19 protein-coding genes and 1 tRNA gene are annotated in these 23,882 nt (G+C 66.9%); 5 read left to right on the top strand and 15 right to left on the bottom strand.

The window, feature by feature from the left end; genetic code table 11:
- Positions 1 to 16: 16 nt before the first annotated feature.
- From BARAN1_RS04720 to BARAN1_RS04665, 12 genes are all read right to left on the bottom strand, one after another.
- Positions 17 to 811, bottom strand: coding sequence for a TatD family hydrolase (locus tag BARAN1_RS04720; protein ID WP_122031385.1), 795 nt, complete (start codon positions 809 to 811; stop codon positions 17 to 19).
- Positions 808 to 2,361 (bottom strand): NAD(P)H-hydrate dehydratase, encoded by a 1,554-nt coding sequence (locus BARAN1_RS04715; RefSeq protein ID WP_162297751.1) that lies wholly within the window; start codon positions 2,359 to 2,361, stop codon positions 808 to 810. The genes BARAN1_RS04720 and BARAN1_RS04715 overlap by 4 nt, the downstream gene beginning before the upstream one ends.
- 5 nt (positions 2,362 to 2,366) lie before the next feature.
- A complete protein-coding gene (gene miaA, locus BARAN1_RS04710; RefSeq protein ID WP_122031379.1) occupies positions 2,367 to 3,284 on the bottom strand; it encodes a tRNA (adenosine(37)-N6)-dimethylallyltransferase MiaA in 918 nt (305 codons plus the stop codon).
- Entirely contained in the window at positions 3,281 to 4,339 is a 1,059-nt protein-coding gene (locus tag BARAN1_RS04705) for a sigma-70 family RNA polymerase sigma factor (RefSeq protein WP_122031376.1), read from the bottom strand. The genes miaA and BARAN1_RS04705 overlap by 4 nt, the downstream gene beginning before the upstream one ends.
- A 2-nt stretch (positions 4,340 to 4,341) precedes the next feature.
- A complete protein-coding gene (gene dnaG / locus BARAN1_RS04700; protein WP_122031374.1) occupies positions 4,342 to 6,045 on the bottom strand; it encodes a DNA primase in 1,704 nt (567 codons plus the stop codon).
- A complete protein-coding gene (locus tag BARAN1_RS04695; protein WP_231944241.1) occupies positions 6,032 to 6,634 on the bottom strand; it encodes an MBL fold metallo-hydrolase in 603 nt (200 codons plus the stop codon). The genes dnaG and BARAN1_RS04695 overlap by 14 nt, the downstream gene beginning before the upstream one ends.
- Complete coding sequence (locus BARAN1_RS04690) at positions 6,634 to 7,392, bottom strand: ComFC family protein (RefSeq protein WP_122031371.1); 759 nt, start codon at positions 7,390 to 7,392, stop codon at positions 6,634 to 6,636. The genes BARAN1_RS04695 and BARAN1_RS04690 overlap by 1 nt, the downstream gene beginning before the upstream one ends.
- Positions 7,349 to 8,395 carry a type I glyceraldehyde-3-phosphate dehydrogenase gene (locus tag BARAN1_RS04685; RefSeq protein WP_122031368.1) on the bottom strand — a complete coding sequence of 349 codons (1,047 nt, stop codon included), beginning with the start codon at positions 8,393 to 8,395 and terminating at the stop codon, positions 7,349 to 7,351. The genes BARAN1_RS04690 and BARAN1_RS04685 overlap by 44 nt, the downstream gene beginning before the upstream one ends.
- Entirely contained in the window at positions 8,380 to 8,964 is a 585-nt protein-coding gene (gene pdxT / locus BARAN1_RS04680) for a pyridoxal 5'-phosphate synthase glutaminase subunit PdxT (RefSeq protein ID WP_122031366.1), read from the bottom strand. The genes BARAN1_RS04685 and pdxT overlap by 16 nt, the downstream gene beginning before the upstream one ends.
- Positions 8,961 to 9,836 (bottom strand): pyridoxal 5'-phosphate synthase lyase subunit PdxS, encoded by an 876-nt coding sequence (gene pdxS / locus BARAN1_RS04675; RefSeq protein ID WP_122031364.1) that lies wholly within the window; start codon positions 9,834 to 9,836, stop codon positions 8,961 to 8,963. Before pdxS ends, pdxT begins: the two co-directional genes overlap by 4 nt.
- A 74-nt stretch (positions 9,837 to 9,910) precedes the next feature.
- A tRNA-Thr gene (locus tag BARAN1_RS04670) sits at positions 9,911 to 9,983 on the bottom strand.
- 100 nt (positions 9,984 to 10,083) lie between these two features.
- On the bottom strand, positions 10,084 to 10,710 hold the full coding sequence (locus BARAN1_RS04665) for a PKD domain-containing protein (protein ID WP_157959480.1): 627 nt from the start codon (positions 10,708 to 10,710) through the stop codon (positions 10,084 to 10,086).
- A 321-nt stretch (positions 10,711 to 11,031) separates the two neighbouring features.
- On the opposite strand from BARAN1_RS04665, the gene BARAN1_RS04660 reads away from it, so the two are divergent.
- The 5 genes from BARAN1_RS04660 to BARAN1_RS04640 are packed head-to-tail and all read left to right on the top strand — an operon-like array spanning position 11,032 to position 15,395.
- A complete protein-coding gene (locus tag BARAN1_RS04660; protein WP_157959479.1) occupies positions 11,032 to 11,529 on the top strand; it encodes an AraC family transcriptional regulator in 498 nt (165 codons plus the stop codon).
- Between the two features lie 9 nt (positions 11,530 to 11,538).
- Positions 11,539 to 12,999, top strand: coding sequence for an NFACT RNA binding domain-containing protein (locus BARAN1_RS04655; protein ID WP_122031357.1), 1,461 nt, complete (start codon positions 11,539 to 11,541; stop codon positions 12,997 to 12,999).
- On the top strand, positions 12,996 to 13,664 hold the full coding sequence (locus tag BARAN1_RS04650) for a site-2 protease family protein (protein WP_122031355.1): 669 nt from the start codon (positions 12,996 to 12,998) through the stop codon (positions 13,662 to 13,664). The genes BARAN1_RS04655 and BARAN1_RS04650 overlap by 4 nt, the downstream gene beginning before the upstream one ends.
- 19 nt (positions 13,665 to 13,683) lie before the next feature.
- The gene (locus BARAN1_RS04645; protein WP_122031352.1) at positions 13,684 to 14,787 is read left to right on the top strand and encodes a trigger factor; all 1,104 of its coding nucleotides are present in this window, start codon (positions 13,684 to 13,686) and stop codon (positions 14,785 to 14,787) included.
- Complete coding sequence (locus BARAN1_RS04640; protein ID WP_122031350.1) at positions 14,784 to 15,395, top strand: ATP-dependent Clp protease proteolytic subunit; 612 nt, start codon at positions 14,784 to 14,786, stop codon at positions 15,393 to 15,395. The genes BARAN1_RS04645 and BARAN1_RS04640 overlap by 4 nt, the downstream gene beginning before the upstream one ends.
- Before the next feature lie 123 nt (positions 15,396 to 15,518).
- Here BARAN1_RS04640 and BARAN1_RS04635 read toward each other — a convergent pair whose 3' ends face one another.
- Genes BARAN1_RS04635 through BARAN1_RS04625 form a run of 3 tightly spaced genes read right to left on the bottom strand, consistent with a single transcriptional unit; the run spans position 15,519 to position 23,852 of the window.
- Complete coding sequence (locus BARAN1_RS04635) at positions 15,519 to 18,317, bottom strand: BPTD_3080 family restriction endonuclease (RefSeq protein WP_122031348.1); 2,799 nt, start codon at positions 18,315 to 18,317, stop codon at positions 15,519 to 15,521.
- Positions 18,317 to 20,035 (bottom strand): ATP-dependent nuclease, encoded by a 1,719-nt coding sequence (locus tag BARAN1_RS04630; protein WP_122031346.1) that lies wholly within the window; start codon positions 20,033 to 20,035, stop codon positions 18,317 to 18,319. Before BARAN1_RS04630 ends, BARAN1_RS04635 begins: the two co-directional genes overlap by 1 nt.
- Before the next feature lie 4 nt (positions 20,036 to 20,039).
- Positions 20,040 to 23,852: a DUF559 domain-containing protein gene (locus BARAN1_RS04625; RefSeq protein WP_122031344.1), complete on the bottom strand. Its 3,813-nt coding sequence runs from the start codon at positions 23,850 to 23,852 to the stop codon at positions 20,040 to 20,042.
- Between the last annotated feature and the right edge of the window lie 30 nt (positions 23,853 to 23,882).

Raw genomic sequence — 23,882 nt, 5'->3', positions numbered from 1 at the left:
CGCTGCGCGAGCAGGGCTACATTCCGTGACCGGCCGGCGCTGGCCCGAACGAGGGATGCACGGAGAACAGCCGGCACGCGCTTTCCCACGTGACCTCCGCGAGTTCGGGCACGGGGATCCCCCGCAGCGCGGCGAGCCGCTCCGCCACCGGGCGCACCTTCCCCGGATCGTTGCGCTGGCCGCGGAACGGCTCGGGCGGGAGGTAGGGCGAGTCGGTCTCGAGCAGGATCCGCTCGAGAGGGATCGCCGCGGCGGCCTGGCGGAGGGCGTCGTTCCGGCGGTAGGTGAGGGGGCCCCCGATGCCGAGGTGGAGCCCGAGGCCCACGATCTCCTGGGCCCGGGATTCGTCCCCGCCGAACCCGTGCACCACCCCGCGGGGCGGCCGCTCCGCGCGGAGCAGCTGGAGGAACGGATCCCACGCCGCCCGCTCGTGGAGGATCACTGGGAGGGCGAGCCGCTTGGCGAGCCGGAGCTGGGACCGGAACGCCTCGATCTGGACCTCATGCGGGGAGAGGTCGCGGTAGAAGTCGAGCCCACACTCGCCGACGGCCACCGCCCCCTGGCGGAGGAGGCCCGCCAGTCGCGCCTCTAGCTCAGGGGTGAACGCCTTCGCGTCATGGGGGTGGAGCCCACTGGAGGCGAACACGTGCCCGTGCCGGCGGGCGAGCTCGAGGGCCGCCTCCGACGACCGGAGGTCCACCCCTACGTTGAGGACCGCTACTCCCTCCACCCGCAGCGCGGCGAGGAGCTCCGCGCGGTCGCGATCGAACGGGGGGAAGTCGAGGTGGGCGTGGGTGTCGAACAGGTTCATGAATCCCGGCGAGGCTCGGGCTCGATTGAGGCGAACGCCCACGGGAGGGACCCCACCACGTCGCGGGGGAGGGCGGCCCGCTCCGAGGCGCCGGCGGTGGCGAGCTCGGCAGCGAGGCCATGGACGTAGGCCCCCACAACCGCTGCGGCGAGAGGCGTTGCCCCGCCCGCCCAGAGGCCCCCGATCATCCCGGCGAGGACATCGCCTGAACCGCCGTGGGCGAGGGCCGTGTTCCCGGTCGTGGTGAGGTACACGTCCCCGCCGCCGGAAACGGCCGTGGGGGGCCCCTTGAGGACCACCGTGGCGCGCGAGCTTCTGGCCATCCCCCGTGCCCAGCGGATCTTGTCCGACATGGCTTCGTCCGGATCCACGGCCGCGAGGCGGGCGAACTCGCCGACGTGCGGGGTGAGGATGATCTCCCCATGCCCCGCCCGCAGGAGCGACGGGTCCTGGGCGAGGGCGAACAGGGCATCGGCATCGACGACGAGCGGGACCCCGGACGCAACGAGCGCGTGCACCACCTCCTTGGGGCCGGGACCCCGCCCGAGGCCGGGGCCGACCACGACGAGGTCCATCTCCTGAGCCCGCCGCACCGCTTCCGCGGCCGCCTCAGGGGAGAGCATCCCGTCCGCGGCCCGGCCGGGGTGGACGAGCGCTTCTGGCAGGAGGGCTGCCACGATCGGGAACACGGGCTCCGGACACAGGACGTGGACGAGGCCCGCACCGGCGCGGAGCGCCCCTTCGGCGCAGAGGGCGGCCGCGCCGGCCATCCCCACCGCGCCCGCCACCACGAGGATCTTCCCGAACGTCCCCTTGTGGCCAAACCGCGGCCGGCGGGGGAGGAGGGAACCACAGAACGACGCGTCCACGACGTGCGCTACGGGGCTCACCTCATCCCACACCGACGGGGGGTAGGCGACATCCACCACCCGCGCCTCGCCGCATAGCCCCGCCGCGGGGGGGAGGAGGTGGCATGGCTTCAGCGCCCCCATGGCGAGCGTGAGCTCGGCCCGCACCGCCGGGCCGGGGACGGCGCCGCAGTCGGCGACCAGTCCCGATGGAAGGTCGAGCGCCACCACCGGGGAGCCGGAGGCGACGACGATCTCGATCGCCCCCCGGGCCAGACCGCGCGCCCCCTGGGCAAGCCCGATCCCGAGGATCCCGTCCAGCACGAGATCTGCCTCAGCAATCCTCGTGCGGAGCACGTTGAGTTCAGCCGCGCGGCGGATGGCAACGAGTCGGTCCGGGAACGACGCGCGGAATGCACGTTCCTGTTCAGCGGTGGGACCGTGGGGGGTCCCGAGGACGACCGCCTGTACGTCGGCCCCGGCGAGCCCGAGCCACCGCGTCGCGGACAGGGCGTCGCCGCCGTTTCCGCCCTTCCCGCACACGGCGAGGACGCGGCCGGTGGCGAGGCCACGGTTCCAGGCGCTGATCTCCGCGGCGGCCCCCCGTCCGGCCGACTCCATGAGGAGGAGCGGGGCCACCCCGTGCTCGGCGGCGCGGCGGTCGAGCGTTCGGATCGCTTCCGCAGTGAACACCTTCAGCACGGGTTTCATTCTAGGCCCGACTCCGCAGCCTGCCAATGGGCGATGACCTCCGTTGCGACCTCAGGTGCCGGGCGGCCGGTCACGTCCAGCCAGTGGACGCGCGGCTCGGCGCGGAAGAACGCGAGCTGGCGTCGTGCGTAGGCCTTCGTGTTCCGCACGATCCGCCGCCGCGCTTCATCGAGGTCGTACTCCCCGGCGAAGTAGGGGAAGAGCTCCCGATACCCGATCGTGCGTACGGCCGGGGCATCCGAGGGGAGGTCGAGGTTCCACAGCCGCCGTGCCTCCTCGATCAGCCCTTCCGCGAGCATCCGCGCCACACGGGCCTCGATCCTCCGCCCGAGCTCCGAGCGCTCGACGGTGAGCCCGACCGGGACGAGCGGCCACGGGAACGCCTTCTCGCTCCCCCACGCTGCGGTAAGCGGCCGGCCGGTGAGGCGATGCACCTCCACCGCGCGGACGAGGCGCACCCGATCTGCAGGGTGGATCCGGGCGGCGGACGCCGGATCCACGCGTGCAAGCTCTTCCCGGAGCTCCGCGGTGGGGCGCTGGGCGAGCTCCGCCCGGAGCTCCGGGTCGGCGGCCGGCCCGGGGGAGAGCCCGCGGGTGAGGGCCCGCACGTAGAGCGTGCTCCCGCCGACGATGATCGCCCGGTGGTCGCGGCCCTGGATCTCGGCGACAAGCCGTTCGCAGTCCGCACGGAACCGGGCCGCATCGTAGTGCTCCCAGGGGTCGAGGGTGCCGACGAGGTGGTGTGGGACCCGAGCGAGGACCTCTCGGGGAGGCCGGTCCGTCCCGATCTCCAAGCCCCGGTAGATGGCCCGGGCATCGGCGGAGATGATCTCCCCTCCCACCGCCTCCGCCACCGCCACCGCGACCTCCGACTTCCCCGCCGCGGTGGGCCCAACGAGGAGGAGGACCGTCATGCCTCCTCGGAGAGGAGGAGCTCCCGTAGGGAACGGAGCAACTGGTGCCGCGCTGGGTACTTCAGCTTCTCCAGCGCCTTCAGTTCGAGTTGCCGCACCCGCTCCCGGGTGATCTCGAACTGGCTCGCCACCTCCTTCAGCGTGCGGGGATGGCCGTCGAGGAGGCCGTAGCGCAGCTCGAGGATCTCCCTCTCCCGCGGGTCGAGCTCGGCCAGCGCCTCCCGCAACTCGTCCCGCAGCCGGGCCCGGATCGCTTCCTGGGCCGGGTCTTGCGCCGTCTCATCGGCGATGAAATCCCCTAAGGTGTCATCATCTTCGTCGGACAGCGGGCGCTCGAGCGAGGTGGTGAACGCGGCGGCCTGCTCGATCTTCTTCACCCGATCCACGCTCGTTCCGAGGAGCTCAGCGAGCTGCTCGTAGCTCGGCGGCCCCCCGTGCTCGCGGATGTACTCCCGCCGCAGCCGGCTCAGCTCCTGCACCGCCTCCATCGTGTGAACGGGGACGCGGATCGTGCGCGCCTGATCCCCGATCGCGCGCGTGATCGCCTGGCGGATCCACCACGTGGCGTAGGTGGAGAACTTGTACCCCTTGCGCCAATCGAACTTCTCCACCGCCCGCATGAGCCCGATGTTCCCCTCCTGGATGAGGTCGAGGAACGATAGCCCGCGGTGCATGTAGCGCTTGGCGATCGAGACCACGAGCCGCAGGTTGGACACGGCGAGCTTCTCCCGTGCCGCCTCCCCCTCGTGGAGGATCCGCTCGAGCTCGCGCTTTCGCTCCGGATCCGCGACCCCCTGGGCGAGCTCCTCCAGCGCTGCCGTACCCGCCTCGATCTTCTGGGCGAGCTCCACCTCTTCCTCCCGGGTGAGCAAGGGGACGCGGCCGATCTCGCGGAGGTACGTGCGCACCGGGTCGCGGCCCCGCTCCACCGGCTCCTCCTCCGGCTCGGAGTCGGCGAGCTCAGCGATGAGGGGGATGAGGTCGGTGAGTTCCTCCTCCTCTGTCGTCCCCGGTTCAGGCAGGTTGGGGGGAACGATCTCCGGGTCGTCGGGCATCCTCACCTCCTTCGCATCAACCGGAGGCGCTCCTGGCACAGCGCCTGCAACGCGGCGTTGAGCCTCTGCACCTCGTCCGCATCGCCGGCCGTCTCGGCCTCGACGAGGCGCCGGCGGGCTTCATCCAACCGTCGGTTCAGGCGCGGAAGGTGGAGGAAGCGGGTCTCCGCATCGGCGATGGCCTGCGCCTCGTTCGAGAACGGGAGGTCGAGGAGGGCAACTTGGGTCAGGACCTGCACCGAATCGGGGGGGAGCTCGCTCGCCAGCCTGCTGGCGGTCGGCCGTTCGCCCCCGTGCCAGAGCTCCACCCACTTCGCCACGATCGGGCGGTGTTCGGGGCGGAATTCGGCGAGGTCAAGGTCGCCAAGCACCCGCTCCGGTAGTTTCCCCGCGACGAGAAAATGGAGGAAGATCTCCTCCGGCCCGATCCGGGGCCGCTCTTCGTTGGGCACGGCCACGCGGGCCTCGCCGCGGAGGTAGCCCCACACCTCCTCTTCGCGCAGGGAAAGGAGGGCGGCGAGCTCGCGGGCGAGCTCGTGCTGGAGGGGGACGCTGCGGATCTCGGGCCAGAAGGTCTTCGCCTCGACGAGGACCTGCTCCTTGCCCTCCACCGTGGCCACGTCGTGCCGACTGGCGATGGCTTCGACGAAGAAACGATGGAACGGGAGCGCCCGGGCGAGGACCTCCCGCGCCGCATCGGCCCCCTGGCCGCGGACGAGGGAATCCGGGTCTTCGTCCGGCGGGAGCACGGCCACTGCCACCCTGAGCCCGGCCGCGCGGAGGATGACGAGCCCGCGCAGGGCCGAGGCCTCCCCGGCCGCATCGCGGTCGTAGGCGATCACGACCTGGTCCGCGTGCCGAGCGATGAGGCGGGCCTGGGCGTCGGTGAGGGCGGTGCCCATCGAGCCGACCGCCTCCCCGATCCCCGCCGTCTGGAGGCTGATCACGTCCGTATACCCCTCGACGAGGACGGCGCGGCCGGCGGAGCGGATCGCGTCCCGGGCGAGATCGAGTCCGTACAGGAGCGTCCCCTTCGTGAAGAGGGACGTATTGGGGATGTTCACGTACTTGGGATCGCCGGCGAAGCTCCGGCCCGCGAACGCCACGGGGCGGCCCTGATCATCGCCGATCGTGAACATGACCCGGTCCCGGAACCGGTCGTAGTAGCCCCTCTCGCCGGCCACAACCAGCCCTAAATCGCGGAGCGTATCCACCCCCACCTGACCGAGGGTGCGGAGGAGCCCATCCCAGCCCTCCGGGGCGTAGCCGAGCTTGTACCGCTCCCACACCTTTTCCTCCAGCCCCCGGCCGAGGAGGTAGTCGCGGGCCTTCTTCCCCGAGGGCCTCCGTAGCTCGCGGGCGAAGTACTGGACTGCCTGCTCGTTTGCCTGGAGGAGCTTCGCCCTGCCCTCTCCTCCCGCGGTGCGGATCTCGATCCCCAGCTCGCGGGCCAGGCGGGACAGGGCCTCGGGAAACGATAGCCGTTCGATCTTCATCAGGAACCCGATCGCGTCGCCACCGGCGTGGCAGCCGAAGCAGTGCCAGAGCCCCTTATCCGGGGAGACGAGGAGGGAGGGGGTGTCGTCGGGGTGGAACGGGCAGCGGCCCTTGAACCTCTGGCCGGAGGGTTTGAGGGTGATGTACCGCCCGATGAGCTCGACGATGTTGACCCGCGACTTCACCTCCTCGACGTCAACGCTCGGCATCGCCAAGGCCCTCCAGGTAGGGGTTCCGCTCCCGCTCCCGGCCGATGGTGGTGGTCAGGCCGTGGCCGGGCAGGACCTGCCACGTGTCGTCCAGGCTGAGCAGCCGGCGGAGCGACTTCGACAGCGCCTCCCACGAGCCGCCGGGCAGGTCGGACCGTCCCACCGACCGGGCGAACAGGACGTCGCCCACGATCGCCACCTTCCCCTTCTCCCACAGGTAGGCGACCGATCCCGGGGAGTGGCCGGGGAGGTGCCACACGACGAGCTCCTCGTCCCCGAGGGGGAGGCGGTCGCCCTCGGCCAGGGGACGCGCGAGGGGAGGAGGCTGACGGCCCGTTAGCCAAAACGAGCCCACCTCGTCGGGGTGGTAGAGGATGGGGGCGCCGGTGCGGGCGCGGATCGCCTCGGCCCCGTCGGCGTGGTCGAAGTGCCCATGGGTGAGGAGGATGTACCGCACCGCATGGCCGTCCCACGCTGCAGCGAGGTCCGGCGCAGCGTCGCCCGGATCCACGACCGCGGCCTCGCCGTCCGCCACCAGGACGTACGCGTTCGTGCGCAGTGGTCCCACCACGAGTCGTTTGAACTCCACTAGTATCCCTCCCTCCCGGGCACGGCCTGGGCACAGGCCAGGACGCCGACTTCCCCGAACCCGGCTTCCCCGAGGGCCCGCGCTGCCTCGGAGGCGGTAGCGCCGGTCGTGATCACGTCGTCCACCACGAGGACGGCTTCCCCCTCGCCGCGGACGCGGGCGGAGAAGAGGCCGGTCATCGCCTTCTCCCGTTCGGCACGGGGGCGCCCCACCTGGGGTGGGGTCGGACGTCGCTTCGCGAGGAGGGGGCGGAACCGTATCCCCAACGTCGCTGCCACCTCCCGTGCCAGGAGCTCGGCGGGGTGGTACCCCCGTTCTCGCAGGCGGCGCGGGTCCGGCGGCACGCAGGTGACGGTGGTCAGCTCTGCGGAAGGGACGTCGTCCAGCGCGGCCGCGAGGAGCCGCCCGAGGGGTCGGGCGAGGGCGCGTTCCCCCTCGTACTTCAGGGCTTGGACCGCTCTTCGCAACGTCCCCTCGTAGGGCCCAATCGTGCGGGCCCAGGCGTAGCTCCGCCCCGCGACGGCACACGCCCGGCACAGGTCCAACCCCTCTTCGATCCCCATCCCGCACACGAGGCAGATCGCCCCCTCCCAGCGAGGGAGTGCATCCGTACACGCCTTACAGAGCGGGGCGAGATCCGGTACCGGCTCCTCGCACACGAAACAGACCGGCCGGAATAGGAGCCCCACCGCCCCCGCCGCGGCCCGCGCCGTTCTAGGAGGCGACGAACCTCGCCACATCGATGAGACGTGCCGCATAACCCCACTCGTTGTCGTAGAACGCAAGGACCTTCACCACATCCAGCCGGTCGGAGAGGACCATCGTGTAGCTCGTGGCCACGACCGACGAATGGTTCCGGCCGATGACATCGCTCGACACGATCGGGTCGTCCTCAACGGCCATCGCCTCCCCGAGGGGCGTCTGCGCTGCGGCGTGGAACGCCTTGTTCACGAGCGCCGCCGCCTCCTTGGCGCTCTTCCCCGGCAGGGGCTTCCGCAACTTCGCCACGAAGTCCGACACCGAGCCCGCGGGGACGGGGACGCGCATCGCGATCCCGTCGAGCTTGCCCGCGAGATCGGGGAAGATGGCGGGGATGGACCGCGCCGCCCCGGTGGAGGTGGGGATGATGTTCGCCGCCGCGGCCCGCGCCCGCGCAAGGTCCTTGTGGGGCGCGTCCACGAGGCGCTGATCTGCGGTGTAGCCGTGGACGGTGGTCAGGAACCCGTATTCGATCCCGAACGCCTCGTGGAGGACCTTCACCACCGGCCCGAGCGAGTTCGTGGTGCAGGAGGCAGCGGACACGATCGCTGGCTTCCCCCGCTCCGCGAACTGACCCTCGTTCACCCGCCACAGGATCTGCAGCACCTCGCCCTTGCGCGGCCCGCTGGGGGGGGCGGAGAGGACGATCCGCTTCGCGCCCGCCTTGAGGTGCGCCTCCGCCTTGTCGGGATCGGTGAACACCCCGCTCGACTCGATGACCACGTCCACCTTGTGCTTCGCCCACGGGAGGTTCCCCGGTTCCTTCTCCGCGAGGAACGGGATCTTCCGTCCATCCACGATGAGCGCTTCGCCCTCGACGTGGATCGGGAACGGGGGCCGCCGGTATACCGTGTCGTAGCGGAGGAGGTGGGCTGCCGTCTCGGCCGGGAGGAACGGGTCGTTGATCGCCACCACCTCTACCGGCCATCCGCCCGTGGCGATGATGCGGAGGGCAATCCGTCCGATTCGTCCGAATCCGTTGATCGCTACACGTGCTGCCATGGTCTCTCCTTTCGGCACATCTGGATGAACAAGTCGTGCACCTGCGCGTCGTCGGTGAGCTCGGGGTGGAAGCTCGCGGCGAGGAGGCGGCCTTCCCGCACCAGGACCGGGACATCGCCCAGCCAGCCTAGCGCCTCGACGGTCGGGCCCATCTGCCGCACGAGGGGCGCGCGGATGAACACGGCCGGGATCTCCCCGAGCCCGTCCGCGGAGACGCGGGCCTCGAACGAGTCCACCTGGCGGCCGGTGGCGTTCCGCTCCACCGCGACGTCGAGGACCCCGAGGAACGTCTCCCCCCAGTTCGTGATCCGGCGGGCGAGGAGGATCATCCCCGCGCAGGTCCCGAACGCGGGGAGCCCCCTCGCGAGCGCCTCCCGGAGCGGGGCTGCTAGTCCAGTCCGCGTCATGAGCCGCCACATCGCGGTCGACTCGCCCCCGGGAAGGATGATCCCCGCGAGCCTTGCCAACTGCTCCGGCCGAAGCACGGGGCACCCCTCCACCCCGAGGCGGGCCAGGGTCCGCAGGTGCTCGCGCACATCCCCCTGGACCGCGACGACCCCGACCGTCATCGGTGTTGCATCAGCTCCGCGCTGGGGATCGCCTCGATCGTGATCCCGGGCATCGCCTCCCCGAGGCCCATCGAGACCTGCGCCAGGACCTGGGGGTCGTCGTAGTTCGTGCAGGCGAGGACGATCGCCTTCGCCCTCTTCTCCGGGTCGGCGCTCTTGAAGATCCCCGACCCCACGAATACCCCGTCGCAGCCGAGCAGCCTCATCAGGGCCGCATCGGCCGGGGTGGCGATCCCCCCCGCGGCGAAGTTGACCACCGGGAGGCGTCCGTGCTCCTGGATGAGCTCGAGGATCTCCGCTGGGGCACCGAGCTCCTTCCCGTAGGAGACGAGCTCGGCCCGGCTCATCCCGGCCATCCGTCGGATTTGGTCGTTGAGGAGGCGCATGTGGCGGACGGCCTCGATCACGTTCCCCGTTCCGGCCTCGCCCTTCGTGCGGATCATCGCCGCCCCCTCCGCGATCCGCCGCGCCGCCTCGCCGAGGTCCCGGCATCCGCACACGAACGGGACCTTGAACTGCCACTTGTCGATGTGGTGGAACGGATCGGCCGGGGTGAGGACCTCGCTTTCGTCAACGAAGTCCACCCCGAGGGCCTCCAGGATCCGCGCCTCGGCGATGTGGCCGATCCTCGCCTTGGCCATGACCGGGATCGAGACCGCGGCCTGGATCTCCTTGATCTTCTGCGGATCCGCCATCCGGGCCACGCCGCCCTGGGCGCGGATGTCCGCCGGGACCCGCTCCAGGGCCATCACCGCTACGGCCCCGGCTTCCTCGGCGATCCGCGCCTGGTCAGCGGTGGTGACGTCCATGATCACCCCGCCCTTGAACATCTCCGCGAACCCCGTCTTCACCCGATACGTGCCCTTCTCCATCGCTCTCACCCCGGAGGTACAGTCCAAGTCCGGAGCCTCAAGCCTTCGCCCGCGGACTTGAGACTGCCTTCCTGAGCCGGCGGGAGGAATCGAACCCCCGACCCGCCGCTTACGAAGCGGCTGCTCTGCCTGCTGAGCTACGCCGGCCGGTGAGAGTAGCTTACCGAAAGCAAGAGGGGCCGCAAGGAACGACGGCCCGCGGCGCGACACACTTTCTACTGCGATGCGGCGTGACCTGTCCGGTTCCCTATCGCATGACCGTCCAACTACCGACCTCGATCCCTCCGGCCACGGTCACTCTGCCGCTCAACTGGTTCGCGTAGGGGTTGTACGTACCGGTTAGGGTGAGCATGTCCTGAGAGCCCGGGAGCTCGAACTGGAACATGAACTGGCCGGCGGTGTACGATCCGCTCCCGGGAGAACTCAGCCCAGCTATGAACGCCGTGCCGACGACGCTTTGTCCCTGATGCGCAAGCTGCAGCGCGAACTGGTACGGTGCGCCTTGGAGATACAGTGTCCCGTTCCACATCCCGGTGAGGTTGCCCCCGCCACCGGAGCCCTCGGAGACGGTGACGGGCCACATGGCGCTCGCCTGCTTCCCGCAGTTATCCGTGACCGTGACCCCGATCGTCTGCGTCCCGGCCGAGGTGAACGTGTAGTTGACGGTGGATCCTGAGCCACCAACGCTCCACGTGTACGTGTAGGGGGAGCTCCCGCCGGTTGCTGTGGCCGTGAACGTCACTGCCGTGCCCACCGTCGCGGTCGAAGGTCCCATGATCGAGACCGTGGGGGCTCCGCTGAAGAGGCAGCACCCCGTGAGGAGCCCTGCCCCGACCGCCACAAGTACCGCTGCCGCTATCCTCTTCCCGCCCATCCTCTCCTCCCGGGCGCTCTGCCGTCCCAAGCACGACGAGCCAAGCCCTTCTCTAGAGCTGTCAACCTCGAAGCCCCCTTGGAGAGGCCGGCAGCCTTGATTCGCGTCGGCAGTATAGCAGGGACGGGAGATGGAGGGAAGGGAGGCCCGGCGCGCGACACCCCCTCGCACGTTGGGTGAGAGTCGCTGTCACCGATGGCATGGAGGCGCTCTCCCCTACGATGTTCCTTCGTCATGGGCGCTCCCTCTCTTCTCCCACCCCTGGGGGAGAGGGTGGGAGGGGGGCGTTCCTCCGCCCTCCGCCTCGCGTACACTGGCGCCATGACCAACCCAAGCGGTCGCGAGGTCGAGATGACGGTGGAAGTGAAGGAGCTTCCGGAGCTCCATGTGGCTTGTATCCGCCATGTGGGGCCGTACAACAGGATCGGGAGCGCGTTCGAGAGACTGTTGCACTGGGCCGGGCCCCGCGGGCTCCTCCGGTTCCCGGAGACGAAGGTCATCGCCGTGTACCACAACGATCCGGACGTGGTCGAGGAGGCCAACCTCACGTCGAGCGTCTGCATCACTGTGCCTGAGAACACGGCCGTGGAAGACCCCGTGAAGAGGATGACGATCCCCGGCGGGCTGTTCGCGGTGGCCCACGTGGAGATCGCTGGGGACCAGTTCGGGGCGGCATGGAGCGCGCTCATGGAGTGGATCTCCACGAGCGGCTACCAGCCCGACGATCGGATGTGCTACGAGGTCTACCTGAACGACCACGAGACCCATCCGGAGAAGAAATTCATCCTCGACATCTGCGTGTCGATCTGCCCGCTGTAGAGTCCCGTCGTGGAGGGGATTGAGCTTCGGAAGGCGCTGGAGGAGGCGCGGGCCCTCGAGGGAGCGCGCCTGGCGAAGGTCCACCAGGTGGGGGACGTCTTCTTCCTCCGCACCTACCGCCCGCGCGGGGCGCTCGTCCTCGACCCCGGGGGCAAGGCGTTCCACCGCACCTCGCTCCGCCCGCCCGCCCTCCCCTCGCCTCCCCCGTTCTGCATGCTCCTCCGCTCGCTCGCCGGACAACCCCTCCTCGCCCTCGATCAGGCTGGACTGGACCGGGTGGTGCGCCTCCGGTTCCCGGAGGCTGACCTCGTCCTCGACCTCCGCCCACGGCAGGGGGACGTGTTCTTCCTCGCCCGCGATGGACGGATGGCCTCGTTCCGCGGGGGGGAGCTACGGCCCGTGGATTTTGCGGCCGCCGATGATCCCGTAACCGGCCTGGGGCCCCTCCTCCGCCGCGCCGCCGCCGCCCACGTGGGGCACCCCCCGGCACCGGAGGAACTGGCCGCGTTCGCGGCGGACCTCCTCGCGCAAGCCCCAGCGGGATACCTGTACAGGACGGCGAGCGGGAGGGTGGCGAGCTTCTTCCCCCGTCCCGACCTTGGAGAGCCGGACGCCACCTTCCCCTCGTTCAGCGAAGCCCTGGACCATCTCCTCGAGCAGCGCCTGGGGGTGGGGCTCGCCCGGGATCAGCTCGACCAGGTCGAGCGGGCCCTGCGGAGGCGGGAACGGGCCCTCGCCGCGCTCGCCGCGGCGGAGGCCGAGGCGCAGAACTGGCAACAGTTCCAGGCGCAGGCCGACCTCATCCTCACGCGGATCGCGGACATCCCCCGGGGGGCCGCGGTGGCGGTCGTGGAGGGGTTCGATGGGCGACCGGTTGAGCTTGAGCTCAACCCGGCCCTTCCTCCGGCAGCCCAGGCCCATGCGCTCTATGCGAAGGCGAAGAAACTGCGGCGGAGGCTCGCGAGGACCCCCGCTCGCCGCGAGGAGCTTGCGGCGGAGATCCGGCGGCTGCGGGACCTGCGGGACCTCCTCACCCAGGAGCCGCACCTCGCCCCGTACGTGGCGGGGGAGACCGCTGCCCTTGCCCCCGCTTCCCCACGCGAAAAGCCCGCCCCGGCCGCGCGCCCCCGCGAGCTTGTTGTGGAGGGCTTCCCGATCCAGATCGGTCGATCGGGAGAGGAGAACGACCGCCTCGTCCAGGGTGCCCGCCCCCATGACCTGTGGCTGCACGCCCGCGGCGTTCCCGGCGCGCACGTCATCATCCGTACGGAGGGGCGACCTGTGCCCCGCGAGGTCCTGGAAAGGGCCGCGGAGCTCGCGGCCTGGCATTCGCGGGCGCGGGGTGAGCGTAAGGTCCCGATCAGCTACACTGAAGCCCGTTATGTGCGCAAACGAAAGGGGGCACCGCCAGGCATGGTGACGCTCCAGAGGGAGGAGGTCCTCGTCGTCCCGGGGGACAGGGGACCGTGATCGAGCTCGTCTACGGGCTGCTCTCCCTTGCAGCTCTCTTCTTGTGCGTGATCCCCCATGAGGTGGCCCACGGCTACGTGGCGTGGAAGCTCGGCGATCCCACAGCCAAGGCAGCGGGGCGGCTCACCCTGAACCCGCTCAAGCACCTCGACCCGATCGGTTCCGTCGTCCTCCCGCTGGGGCTTCTGCTCCTGCGGCAGTTCGTCGGCGGGAGCCTGGTCGTGTTCGGGTGGGCGAAGCCGGTCCCGATCAACCCGTACTACTTTCGCGACACGTGGAAGGGGACGCTCTACGTGAGCCTCGCCGGGCCGGGGACGAACTTCGCGATGGCCCTCGCCGCTGCCGGACTCGGTCGCGGCCTCGTCGCCCTCGGGGTGAGGAACGCTTACGTCCTCGCGTTCGTCGCCCTGATCGTCCTCCTCTCCCTCGTGCTGGGGCTGTTCAACCTCCTCCCCGTCCCCCCTCTCGATGGCTCGAAGGTCCTCGCCTACTTCCTTCCCGTGCGGTGGCGGCTCGCGCTTCTGCGCTGGGAGCAGTTTGGGTTGGTGATCGTGGTGGCCCTCCTTTTCCTCGGGGTCCTGCAGGTCGTGTTCACGGGGGCGGAAGCGATCGCGCTCCACCTGATTGGGCTTCGGTGGGCCCTCCTCTCCGGGCTGTGGGGTTAGGCGGCTATAATCCCGTACCGTGACCGAGGGAGGGTTTACCGTCGAACGTGAGGGGAGCGAGGTCGTGCTCTCCATCGAGGTGCCAGCGGAGGAGATCCGGAAGAAGGAACAGGACCTCCTCGCCGCGGCCCGGGCTCAGCTCACGGTGCCCGGGTTCCGCCCCGGCAAGGCCCCCGAGGACCTCATCCTCCGCCAGTACGGCCCGGACGAGTTCGCCCGCGACCTCAAGGAAGACCTGATCCGGGAGTGGCTCTCCCGGGCGCTAGGGGAGCTGGACCTGCATCCGGTCACCACGCCGGCCGTGGAGACGACCGCGTTCACGCCGGGCGAGCGCCTCGCCTTCCGGGTTAAGTTCGCCGTCCTCCCTGAGGTGGCGATCCCGGACGAGCTGGTGGTGGAGGTCCCGGAGCCCCCGCCGGCGGAGGTCACGGACGATGAAGTTCAGGCTGTGCTCGCCGACCTCCGCCGCGAGGCAGCGGTGCTCGAGCCGAAGGACGGGCCGGCCGAGGAGGGCGACGTGATCCGCCTTGAACGGGCCGGCCGCGATTGGGAAGGTGAGGCCACCGCGTCCCGCCCCATCGGGAGGCAGCTTCTCGGGGTGAGGGCCGGGGAACGGGTCACCCTCACCGAGGAGGGCGGCCGGTCGGAGGTGTTCTCCGTGACCGGGGTGTATCGCCTCCTCCTCCCCACCCTGGAGGAGGCAGCCGGGACCTACGGGCACCCCTCGTGGGAGGCGTTCGAGCAGGCGGTACGCGAGGAGCTCGGGCGGGTCGCGGAGGCGCGGCGGTTGCAGGCGCGGCGGCTGGCGGCGCTCGATGCGGCGGCCGATGCCCTCGGGATCGAAGTCCCCCCCACCCTCCTCGCCGAGGCCGTCGCCGCGGAGATGAAGGAGCTGCGGCTCCATCCCGACCAGAGGCCGCGGCTGGAGGAGGCAGTGCGGCGCAAGCTGCGGCGGGAGATCGTCGCCCAGCGGGTGGCGGAGGCGAGGGGCCTCCAACCGGACGAGGACGAAGTGAAGCGGCGGGCTGAGGAGCAGGGCCGCGAGGAGAGCGCGGTGTGGGTCGCGCTCGTCCTGGAGAAGGCCGCGGACTGGGTCATCTCCCAAGCGAGGAGGCACGAATGAAGATGCAGCGGTTCACCGAGCAGGAACGCCTGATGTCCTACTACGACCAGGTCCTGGCGCGGCTCTTCGCCGACCGGATCATCTTCCTGTCCGGGACGATCATCACCGGGGCCCCGGGACGGGTCATGCAGTACGTGGGGGCGGAGTGGATCGTGTCCCAGATGTTGAGCCTCGAGGCCGAGGACCCGGAGAAGGACATCCAGCTCTACATCAATAGCCCCGGGGGCGACGTGTCGGCGGCGCTCGCGATCTACGACACGATGCAGACCACGAAGTGCCCGGTGCGCACGATCTGCGTCGGGGTGGCCGCCTCGGCCGCGGCGATCATCCTCGCCGGTGGGGCCAAGGGGAAGAGGTTCTCCCTCCCCAATGCCAAGATCCTCATCCACCAGCCGTGGGTGTCCGGCGTCGGCGGCCAGGCGATCGATGTCAAGATCTACGCCGACGAGATCATGAAGACCCGCGATCGGGTGAACGAGATCTTGGCCAAGCACACCGGCCAGCCGAAAGAAAAGATCGAGAAGGACACGGACCGCGACTTCTGGATGAGCGCCGAGGAAGCGAAGGCGTACGGGATCGTGGACGAGATCATCCCGCCCCGCCGCTAGTGGGGGGTGTGAGAACCGCTGTCACCGGTGCCGACCGATGCGCGGAGGTTCCGTTAGCTCGTACGCCCGTTCATCAGGAAGCCGACGTGCGAAGGTTCATGGTTCGTAGTTCCGCGTAGGCTGCTAGCTGTGGTTTGCGATGACGTCTTGAATCTCGCCTGGACCTTCGACAACTGCCCACCGCCAGCAGCCAAACCCTCCATGGGCGTTCACCGCCCTCACCCACTCATCGAGGAACCTCAGTTTCGTCCGGTCCTGTTCTGTGACCTGTCCTTTCGTTTCCAGAATAAGCATCTCCCCGGACTTAAGCCGGATGAGGAAGTCAGGACGATACTTGTGGACGATCCCCTTGTGCAGGTACAAGATCTCGAAGCCGAGGTGATCGTTTTTCACCCACGCTTCCACAAGAGGGCTGTGGTCGAGGGTGAACGCATCGGATGCCTCCCAGGTACTGTCGTAGACACAGAAGTTGATGTGCGACTTTTGTGTCCGCTCACAGGGCTTACCTGTGTACCGCGTGGTCATGTCTGCCGTAGAGCGAATCGGATGATCGCGGTCAAACACGGGTTCCAGGCGCTCCGCGTTCTCAAACCGAATCGCCTCCCAGATGTGCTGCACAACTCGGGACATATTCAGGGTGATGATGAGCCGCCTGCGTAAGTCGCTGTGGAAGAAGGAAGATGGGGTGATGAGGATCTTGTCGGAGCGGATGAACTGTTCAACGATCCGGACCAGCTGAGCCAGTAGGACTTCCTTACTTCCCTGCCAGCGATGTTGCATCTGGTCATAGACATCGCGGGCCGTCTCGAAGATGATCCTCTGGGTCCGGAACTCCTGGGCCAGCCGCTCCAGGTCAATGGCGGCAATCTTCGAGAGGTCGGGTTTCCCCTCCACGATGGGGGCCAACTCCGCGACCTTCGCTGTCTGTGAGGCGTCAAGGTACAGCGGGGCGATCTTGTCCCAGTCCAACGAGAGAATTGGTCGCATCACGTGGTCAATCCTGACAATGCAAGGCCAACGGATCTCGTACTTTGCCTTCGCTGGGTCCGGGCCAATCGCGGTCTTGGGGTTCGGCGGCGCCACGGTGGAAGGCGCTCCCTCGTGAGGCAAGAAGGTGAACGGAACACCGAAGATGTTGACGTACTCCGCGTCAAACAGACCAGACTCCGGGTCCACTTCGTAGCTCGTCCGCCTCAATCCCCGTCCGACTACCTGCTCACATAGGAGCTGGCTGGTGAACGCGCGCAGGCCCATGATGTGCGTCACGGTCTTCGCATCCAAGCCTTCGTTGAGCATCCCGACCGAGATGACGTTCTGGATCTTCTCTCCGGGCTGCCCAAGCCGTCCGATGGTGTCCACTTGTTGCCGAAGGACCTCTGCCTGCTCGTTCTTCGTCAATTTGCGTTTGGGTTCGCCGTTTTCTTCCCCCTCTTCGTCATCAGGGATGGAACTGACGGCTGTGAGGGGCTCCTCTTCTTCCTCCGCCTTCTTCAGTACCTTCGTGTCGATGTGAAGGATGCAGTTGGGGTCACAGAGTCGGGTGATCCGGATCTGGTGGTGGTCGAAGGCATACTTTACGCGGGCCGCGGTTTCGGTGCGGTTACAGACAGTGATCATCACCGGAGGCGTGGGCATTCCCGCCTTCTCCCAGTGCTCCGCAGTCTCATTCCAGTCGTAACCAAGCAGGTAGTAGGCGTTGAGGACGAGGTCAGGGAGGGGTTCATGAGGTTCGGCCTTCCGGCTCAGGTCATCCTTCACCTCGGGGTCGTTGTAAATGTGGTAGAGCCGTGAGCGATACGTCTTCGCATCGGGCACCGCATCATCCCGGACGACTACACGGGGGGTCTTCACCAAGCCGGACTCGATGGCATCGTTGAGTCCGAAGTCGCTCACGATCCACGGGAACAGAGCCTCCTCCGTGCTCTTCTTCCCTGACGGGGCAAACGGTGTGGCACTGAAATCGTAAGCGACGAGGATGCCTCGGGTGCGGTGGAGCCGATCGAATCCGCCGATCCACTTCGTCGCTTCCTCGATGTCCTCCTTCGCAACCCCTCTGATCTTCGACTCCGCGGGCACACGCCATGCGTGGTGCGCCTCGTCGTTAATGACGAGGAAGTTCCGCGCGTTTGCCATCTCTCCCAGGACCTCGCGGGTGTAGGCCTCATCGCTCTTGGCTCCGCGCTTGTCTACACTGCGTTTCTTCGCGATCTGGGTGTCGGTCTCCCAGTTGAGGACGTGCCAGTTCCGGATCAGCACTCGCCCCTGACGCAGCTTTTCGAGAAGGCTGGGGGGCACGATGCGGAACTCCTCGTAGTAGTTCCCCGGTGCCGAGGGCCCCAGGACCGCCAGCCGATTGCGCACCGTGAGCCCAGGAGCAATCACGAGCACGTTCTTCGCGAACCGTGGATCTTGGGGGTAGGTCACCTTATTGAGGATGTGCCAGGCGATGGTCATCGCCATCACAATCGTCTTGCCGGCCCCAGTGGCCATCTTGCAGCAGCGGCGCAGGATCTCCCCACCGTCACCGGGGATCTCGATTCCTACACGCTCAGAGTCCGGCGCCTCGGTCAGCCAGATCAGGGTCTCGATGGCCTCGAGCTGGCAGAAGAAGAACCGCCGCGCGTCGAACTCCTCCGGGTCGCGCCAGTGCTCCAGCAGCCGCTTGGTGATACTGGATACGCCCGGATAGCCTGCGTTGCGCCACGCCGCCACGCGCGGGCGAATCTGGTTGACCAGCGGAATCTCGACGAAGATGCCCGGATCGTCGAAGGCGCGCGACTCGCCCGAGGCCACCACGTAGCCCGCCGGCCGTCGCCCGTCCACGAGGTCGAAGGTGCGCGTCTCGCGGTCGTAGCGCCAGTGCCGCTGCGGCTCTTCGAACGGCGAGTTGATGATGAGCCGGCCGATGGTGGTCTTGCCCATTACGCGGTCCCGCGCGGTTTCGCAGCACCCGCCACAGCCACGATGGCGTCGAGCGCTTGCCCGATCTCCCGGTCGATCGCGTTCGCCGGCACGAAAGCCGCCAGCGCGTGGTAATCGGTCTTGCTCATGAGATTCGGCAGACCAAGCCGTTCGTAGAACTGCTTGAACAACGGCTCGAGGAATTCGTCGCTCGCCTTGATGTCGGTGCTCCACGGGTCCTTGTCCGACCTCCGCAGGGCGCCTTCGACCTGCCGGATGGCCTCCTCCATGGCCGTCCGCCATGCCACGCCGAAGAGGTCGCCTTGCTGTCTGCGCCCCTGCTCTTCGGCATAGGCGAGCAGTGTCTCCCGCTGACACAGATAATTCTCCAGCTCGCGCCGCGTCCACATCCGTTGCACAAGCCTCGGATCGTCCGGCAAGTTCTCATCCAGTCGGTCATAGATGGCAATGCCGACAAGGTCCGGCTTGGCCTCTCGCAAAGCGTGGAAATGCTTTCGCACCTCGCGCGATTGGTTGCCGACATAGTGCACGAACGGCCGGTCGAGAAACTGCTGCGCCGGATGCTTCAATGCGCTAGCGAAGGCCCGGAGCATCGCAAGATCGGTCGAGCCTTCGAGATACAACACCCAGCCCGTCTCTTCGGCGAGGTAGTAATGCTCAAAGCCGATGTCACGCAACGCCTTGAGCACTTGGCTGCCGCGGTTATCGATCCGATGCGGCTTCCCGACGAAGGCAATCACGATGTCACGATCGGCCGCCTCGTTAAGGAACACTTCCGAGTGGCTGGCGGCAATGATCTGGCTGCCTGTATCCTCTGCCTGCTCGCTGAGCACCTGGTAAATCTGCCGCTGGCGCAGGATCTCCAGGTGCGCGTCGGGTTCGTCGAGCAGTAGCACCGCGCCCGGATTCACGGCCATGTGCGCGAGCAGGAGCAGCGTCTGCTGCTGGCCGCGCCCGCTCGCCGACAGATCGAGCGTGATCCCCTCGCGCGTGCGGTAGTCCATCACCACCTCGCCGCGCTCCTTGATGTAACGCGGTTCGTTGAGCCTCGCGCCAAACAGTGCCTCGATCCGCTCAGCGATCCGCTGCCACTTCCGATCGCCGTTCTCCGATTGGAGCGCCTGCCAGCACAGATTGCGCAACACCTCTGCCGTGCGCCCCTCCCCGAGCCGCACGTTGATCGTGCCCAGCTCCAGCCGGTCTTCGCGGGGCGAAAGGCCGGACATCGACGGTAGGTAGGCCAGGCGAAGCTCGGCAAGATGCGACGGCACGTCCAGTCGCTGGCCATCCGTGGCGCGCGGCGGCCGGCAGTAGAAGGACTCTTCGTTGGCGTAATCGAACTCCAGCCCGCACGCCCACGTTTTCCCCTGGTCCACGCCTTCGACGGCGATCTCGATGAGCACGTTCTGCGTGCGGGTCTTGCCTTGCGCACGGCTGCCCTCGCGGACGTGCAGATCGCGCCAGAGCAGATTGGCCACGGGCACCGGCACGGCGACCAGGTCGCGCCGGTTGATGGTCACGCCCGGGCGTTTCTCGGGCACCGCGCCGCCGCCGCGCTTTTCCAGCCAGCGTTTCGTCCCCACGTCCCACAGGGCGAGCGCCTGCAATGCCGAGGTCTTGCCGGCGTTGTTGGGGCCGATGAGCACGACGCGTTCGCCGAGTTCGATCTCGACGTTCTCAAACAGCTTGAAATTGCGTATTGTGAGCTTGGTCAGCATGGCATCACCTGAGATTCATCACCTTCAGGCTCTCGATGCCCCGATCGTCCACGATCTTGACCGCGATGCGCTTGTGCTCCCCGGGCCCGAACGGGAGTGAGACTGTCCCCCGGTAGGCTTCGATGAGGTCGGGGTCAATCTCCGCCCGGAGGTTGCGGGAGAGCTTCGCCCAGCCCTCGTCGTCGCCGGCCATCGGGAAGAAGACCTGGCGGGGGAACAGGCTCCGGCCATCGTAGTCCGTGTCGAGAAGCCACATCGCGATCCGTTCCGGCCCTCCTGACTCGATGTTGCCGGTCACCGTGTTGTAGTAGTCGAACCCGTTCACCGAGACGCGCACCTTGCCTGCGTGTTCTCCTTCGGTGATCCGCTCCACCTGCACGTCCGGCTGGCCGATGAGCCAGAACGATTCGTTCGATGCCCGCTTCTTCTTCAGATCCTCCGTCAGAAGATCCGCGTTCATCTGCACCTTGAGGAGCGTCACCCCAGGCCAGTTGGTCTCCTCGATGTCCTTCGCCGCCTCGGGATCGAACTGGAACGCGGCGAAGATGATGAGCTTGGGCCGGGGAACAAGCCTCTGGGCCTCTTCGAGGGCACTTGCCACCTGGCGCTGTTCCAGGGGAGCATGATCCGGTCCGAAGGACACGACTGCACGGGTGGCGCCGTTGCCGCTTGTCTCCCCATCGGCATGGAGCCAGCGACAACCCGCCAGCGGTTCCAGACGGACGAAGCGGATGGACTGTCTTCCCCTGCCGCGGATGCCTGTCTTGAGAAGCTCGTCGCGCCATTCTGCCTGGCGAAGGGTCTCGCCGGAACGGGCAACGGACGCGTCGGCCGTAGGCTCCCTTTCCCCCTGGGAGAGGGTCGGGGTGAGACTTTCCTCAATGGATTTGACCGCCGGTGCAGGTACCGCCTCGACCGTGAACGGGCCGGTCACACGCACCTTCTTCCGGTCCACAAAGGGCTGGTCGTAGAGCGTCTCCTGCGGCGCGTGCTGGGCGATCGCCTCGTCGATCTTCTCCCGCATCGCCCGGCGCGCCCGATGGAAGCTCTCGAAGGCCTGCCTCGTCTCCTTCGGCCAATCGGCGGGAAACTCAAAGGGCACCTCAGATTCCAACAGTCCGTTGACCTTGACCACCTGACCGCTTGGCATCGTGAGGGTAGCACTATCGGGAGCGGCAAAGTCCACGAATTGCCCCTGACGCCCACCCTGGGTCACTTTGAACTTGACTGGCTTGCCTTTGAGCGCACGATTGAGTTCGGCAAGCGCCTGTTCGACTGCGGGATGCATCCGGGCGTAGATGCCGTCGATCTCCGGGTTGTTGGCGATGGATTTGAGGGTCACATGCGGGACGGTCTTGTACTTGAAGCCGCTCCCCACGCCCTCGTTGAGATGGGCCAGCTCGTAATAGTCGAACATGGCGGTCATCAAGCGCTGGCGGGCAAGGGTGAGCGCCACGCGCGAGGTGTCGCAGGTGATCCAGCGCCGGCCCCACTGCTCGGCCACATAGGCCGTGGTGCCGGAACCGCAGTTGTGGACAGCACAGACTTCTGTCAGGAAAGAGTGGACACCTTCGACTTCCAGGTCATAGACCTCTTCCTCTGTGAATTCTGTAATGACTTCGACGATTCGAGCCGGCATACGACCCGCGCCGAAAAAGACCAGATCACCTTTCCGAAGCTCTTTCGCCTCTATCCATTCCGCCGTCTCGGGCGAGAATTGCTGACTGGATACGTCGCCGATATATTGCCAGACGGCTTCGAGGTTGCGTTCCACGTCCACCGCAGGAATGCGAATTATTTTCAGCCCCAATGACTGCATGAAGGCGTCGCGCGCCTGATCATGGGCAAGCGCTTCCTCAGTACCGTGGGCGGCGGCGCCATCTACCTCCACCACAAGGGCAGCCTCGCGGCAGTAGAAATCGCCAATATATGGCCCGATGGGATGCTGACGACGAAAAGTGATACCCAGTTGGTTCTTCCTCAGCACCTGCCATAATTTTCGCTCGGGCGGGGTCATTTCTCGGCGGAGTTCTTTACTTCTGCCGCGAAGGGGTTGAGGGATGGCCGACCAATCTAAGCGGCCACCGAGCGTGTGCGGACGTCGGTGGGCCAGCACTTTGTGATCGGCGGTAAGCCACAGGGTTTGTTCACTGTGCTCATGGCGGATGCCGATCATTTCCCCACGATACCATTTTCGGATGAGCCGAAGGACGCGGTGGGGTTGAGCACCATGGCCCAGGACGTAGTCATCAGGCCGGATGGTTTCGATGGGGATTACGGCAGCCCCCCTATCATCCCCCCGTAAACGGGGGGAAGTAGCCCCACTATCGTCCCCCAGTAAACGGGGGGAAGTAGCCCCCCTGTGATCCCCCCGTAAACGGGGGGACAAGGATGCTCCCTCCCCGTGTACGGGGAGGGCCGGGGTGGGGCTCCCCCAGACCCCCGTCCCCTTCCGCACACACGTCGGGTCGAAGACCAGGTCACCCGGGTCGGTGGTCATGAGGAGACAGCGCTCAAGGACTTTAATTGCTGTCTGAACGACATAAACTTTTCTTTCTCGAATGAAGCCACCACCCCCAGTATCACTCCAGACATTAACTATTGGTTGTACCGGGTAATCGTCTAAATACCTCACATAAGCAATTCCATTTCCTCGTTCAGCAATTCGTCCAACTTCTGCTAATCTCTTCAATCCCTCTAATGAAACTGTCCAATGTCGATCATGTCCGGGAAAATAATTTTTTCCATTAAACTCGAATTCAACAGTCGTATTGGCGCTTTGTCCTTGGCTTGCCAATGAACCGAGGAAAAACGGCCTCCATCCTTTTGGGATTCGTCTCGGATCGTCCATCTCTTCTTTCGTCAGTGGTCGGCTTTCCCGCCCGTCTGGAGATTCGATATTCGTGTATCCAACACCACCTTCGCCACCTATTTTTTTTGATGAATAAAGCTGATTGTATTTTGTGGTTTTCTTATCCTTCGCATACAAAACAAGGAAATCAGTGACGTAAGGGATTAATATTTCGGTGAATCCACTTGTTTTTTCAACTGTAATGACTGAGACAAAATTGTCTTTTCCAAACACCTCATCCATCAACTCCCGGACGTGGTGGACGTTCTCGTCGCTGATCTGGACGAAGATACTGCCGCTCTCGGTGAGGAGCTCCCGCGCTAGCAGCAGCCGATCACGCAGGTAGGTAAGGTACGAGTGGATGCCCAGTTCCCAGGTGTCGCGGAAGGCGCGGATCTGCTCCGGCTCGGCGGTCAGGTCCTCGTCCTTACCGTCCTTCACATCGCGATTGTTCACGAAAGGCTGGAAGTTGGAGCCGTACTTGATGCCGTAGGGCGGGTCGATATAGATCATCTGCACCTTGCCCGCCATGCCCTCTTTTTCCAAGAGCGAGTTCATCACCAGCAACGAATCACCGGCGACCAGGCGGTTGCTCCAGCCGTGGGCGTGCTTGTAGAACTCCACCGCCTGGCGGATCGGGGGGTTCTCCTCCGGTGTCTCGAAGAGCGACGGCTGGTACTGTTCCCCATTCCTCTTCAGAACCGCCTCGATGATCGTGGACGGGTCAATGCGCTCGTGAACATGGAGGGAGACGGTTGGGACCTCGAACGAGGTGTGCTCGGCCTTGCCCGCCCATACGAGCTGCGGATCGAGGTGGGGATCGTAGGCGTAGGTCTTCTTCTGCCCAGCATCGGGGTCGGTCTCCGGCGTTACCAGGCCCGCCGGTGGGTTGTTCAGCCGTTCCTTATCCTTATGCTTGTACTGCTCGACCCGTCTCTTCGGGCTGCTTCCCCTCTGCTGAGCCATGCCGCCCCCTCGCATCTAAGGATACCAGAT

It is taken from the genome of Candidatus Bipolaricaulis anaerobius, from assembly GCF_900465355.1.
Taxonomy (GTDB): Bacteria; Bipolaricaulota; Bipolaricaulia; order Bipolaricaulales; family Bipolaricaulaceae; genus Bipolaricaulis; species Bipolaricaulis anaerobius.
Note: the sequence above shows the minus strand (reverse complement) of the source record. Positions and strands in the feature narration are given on the sequence as shown.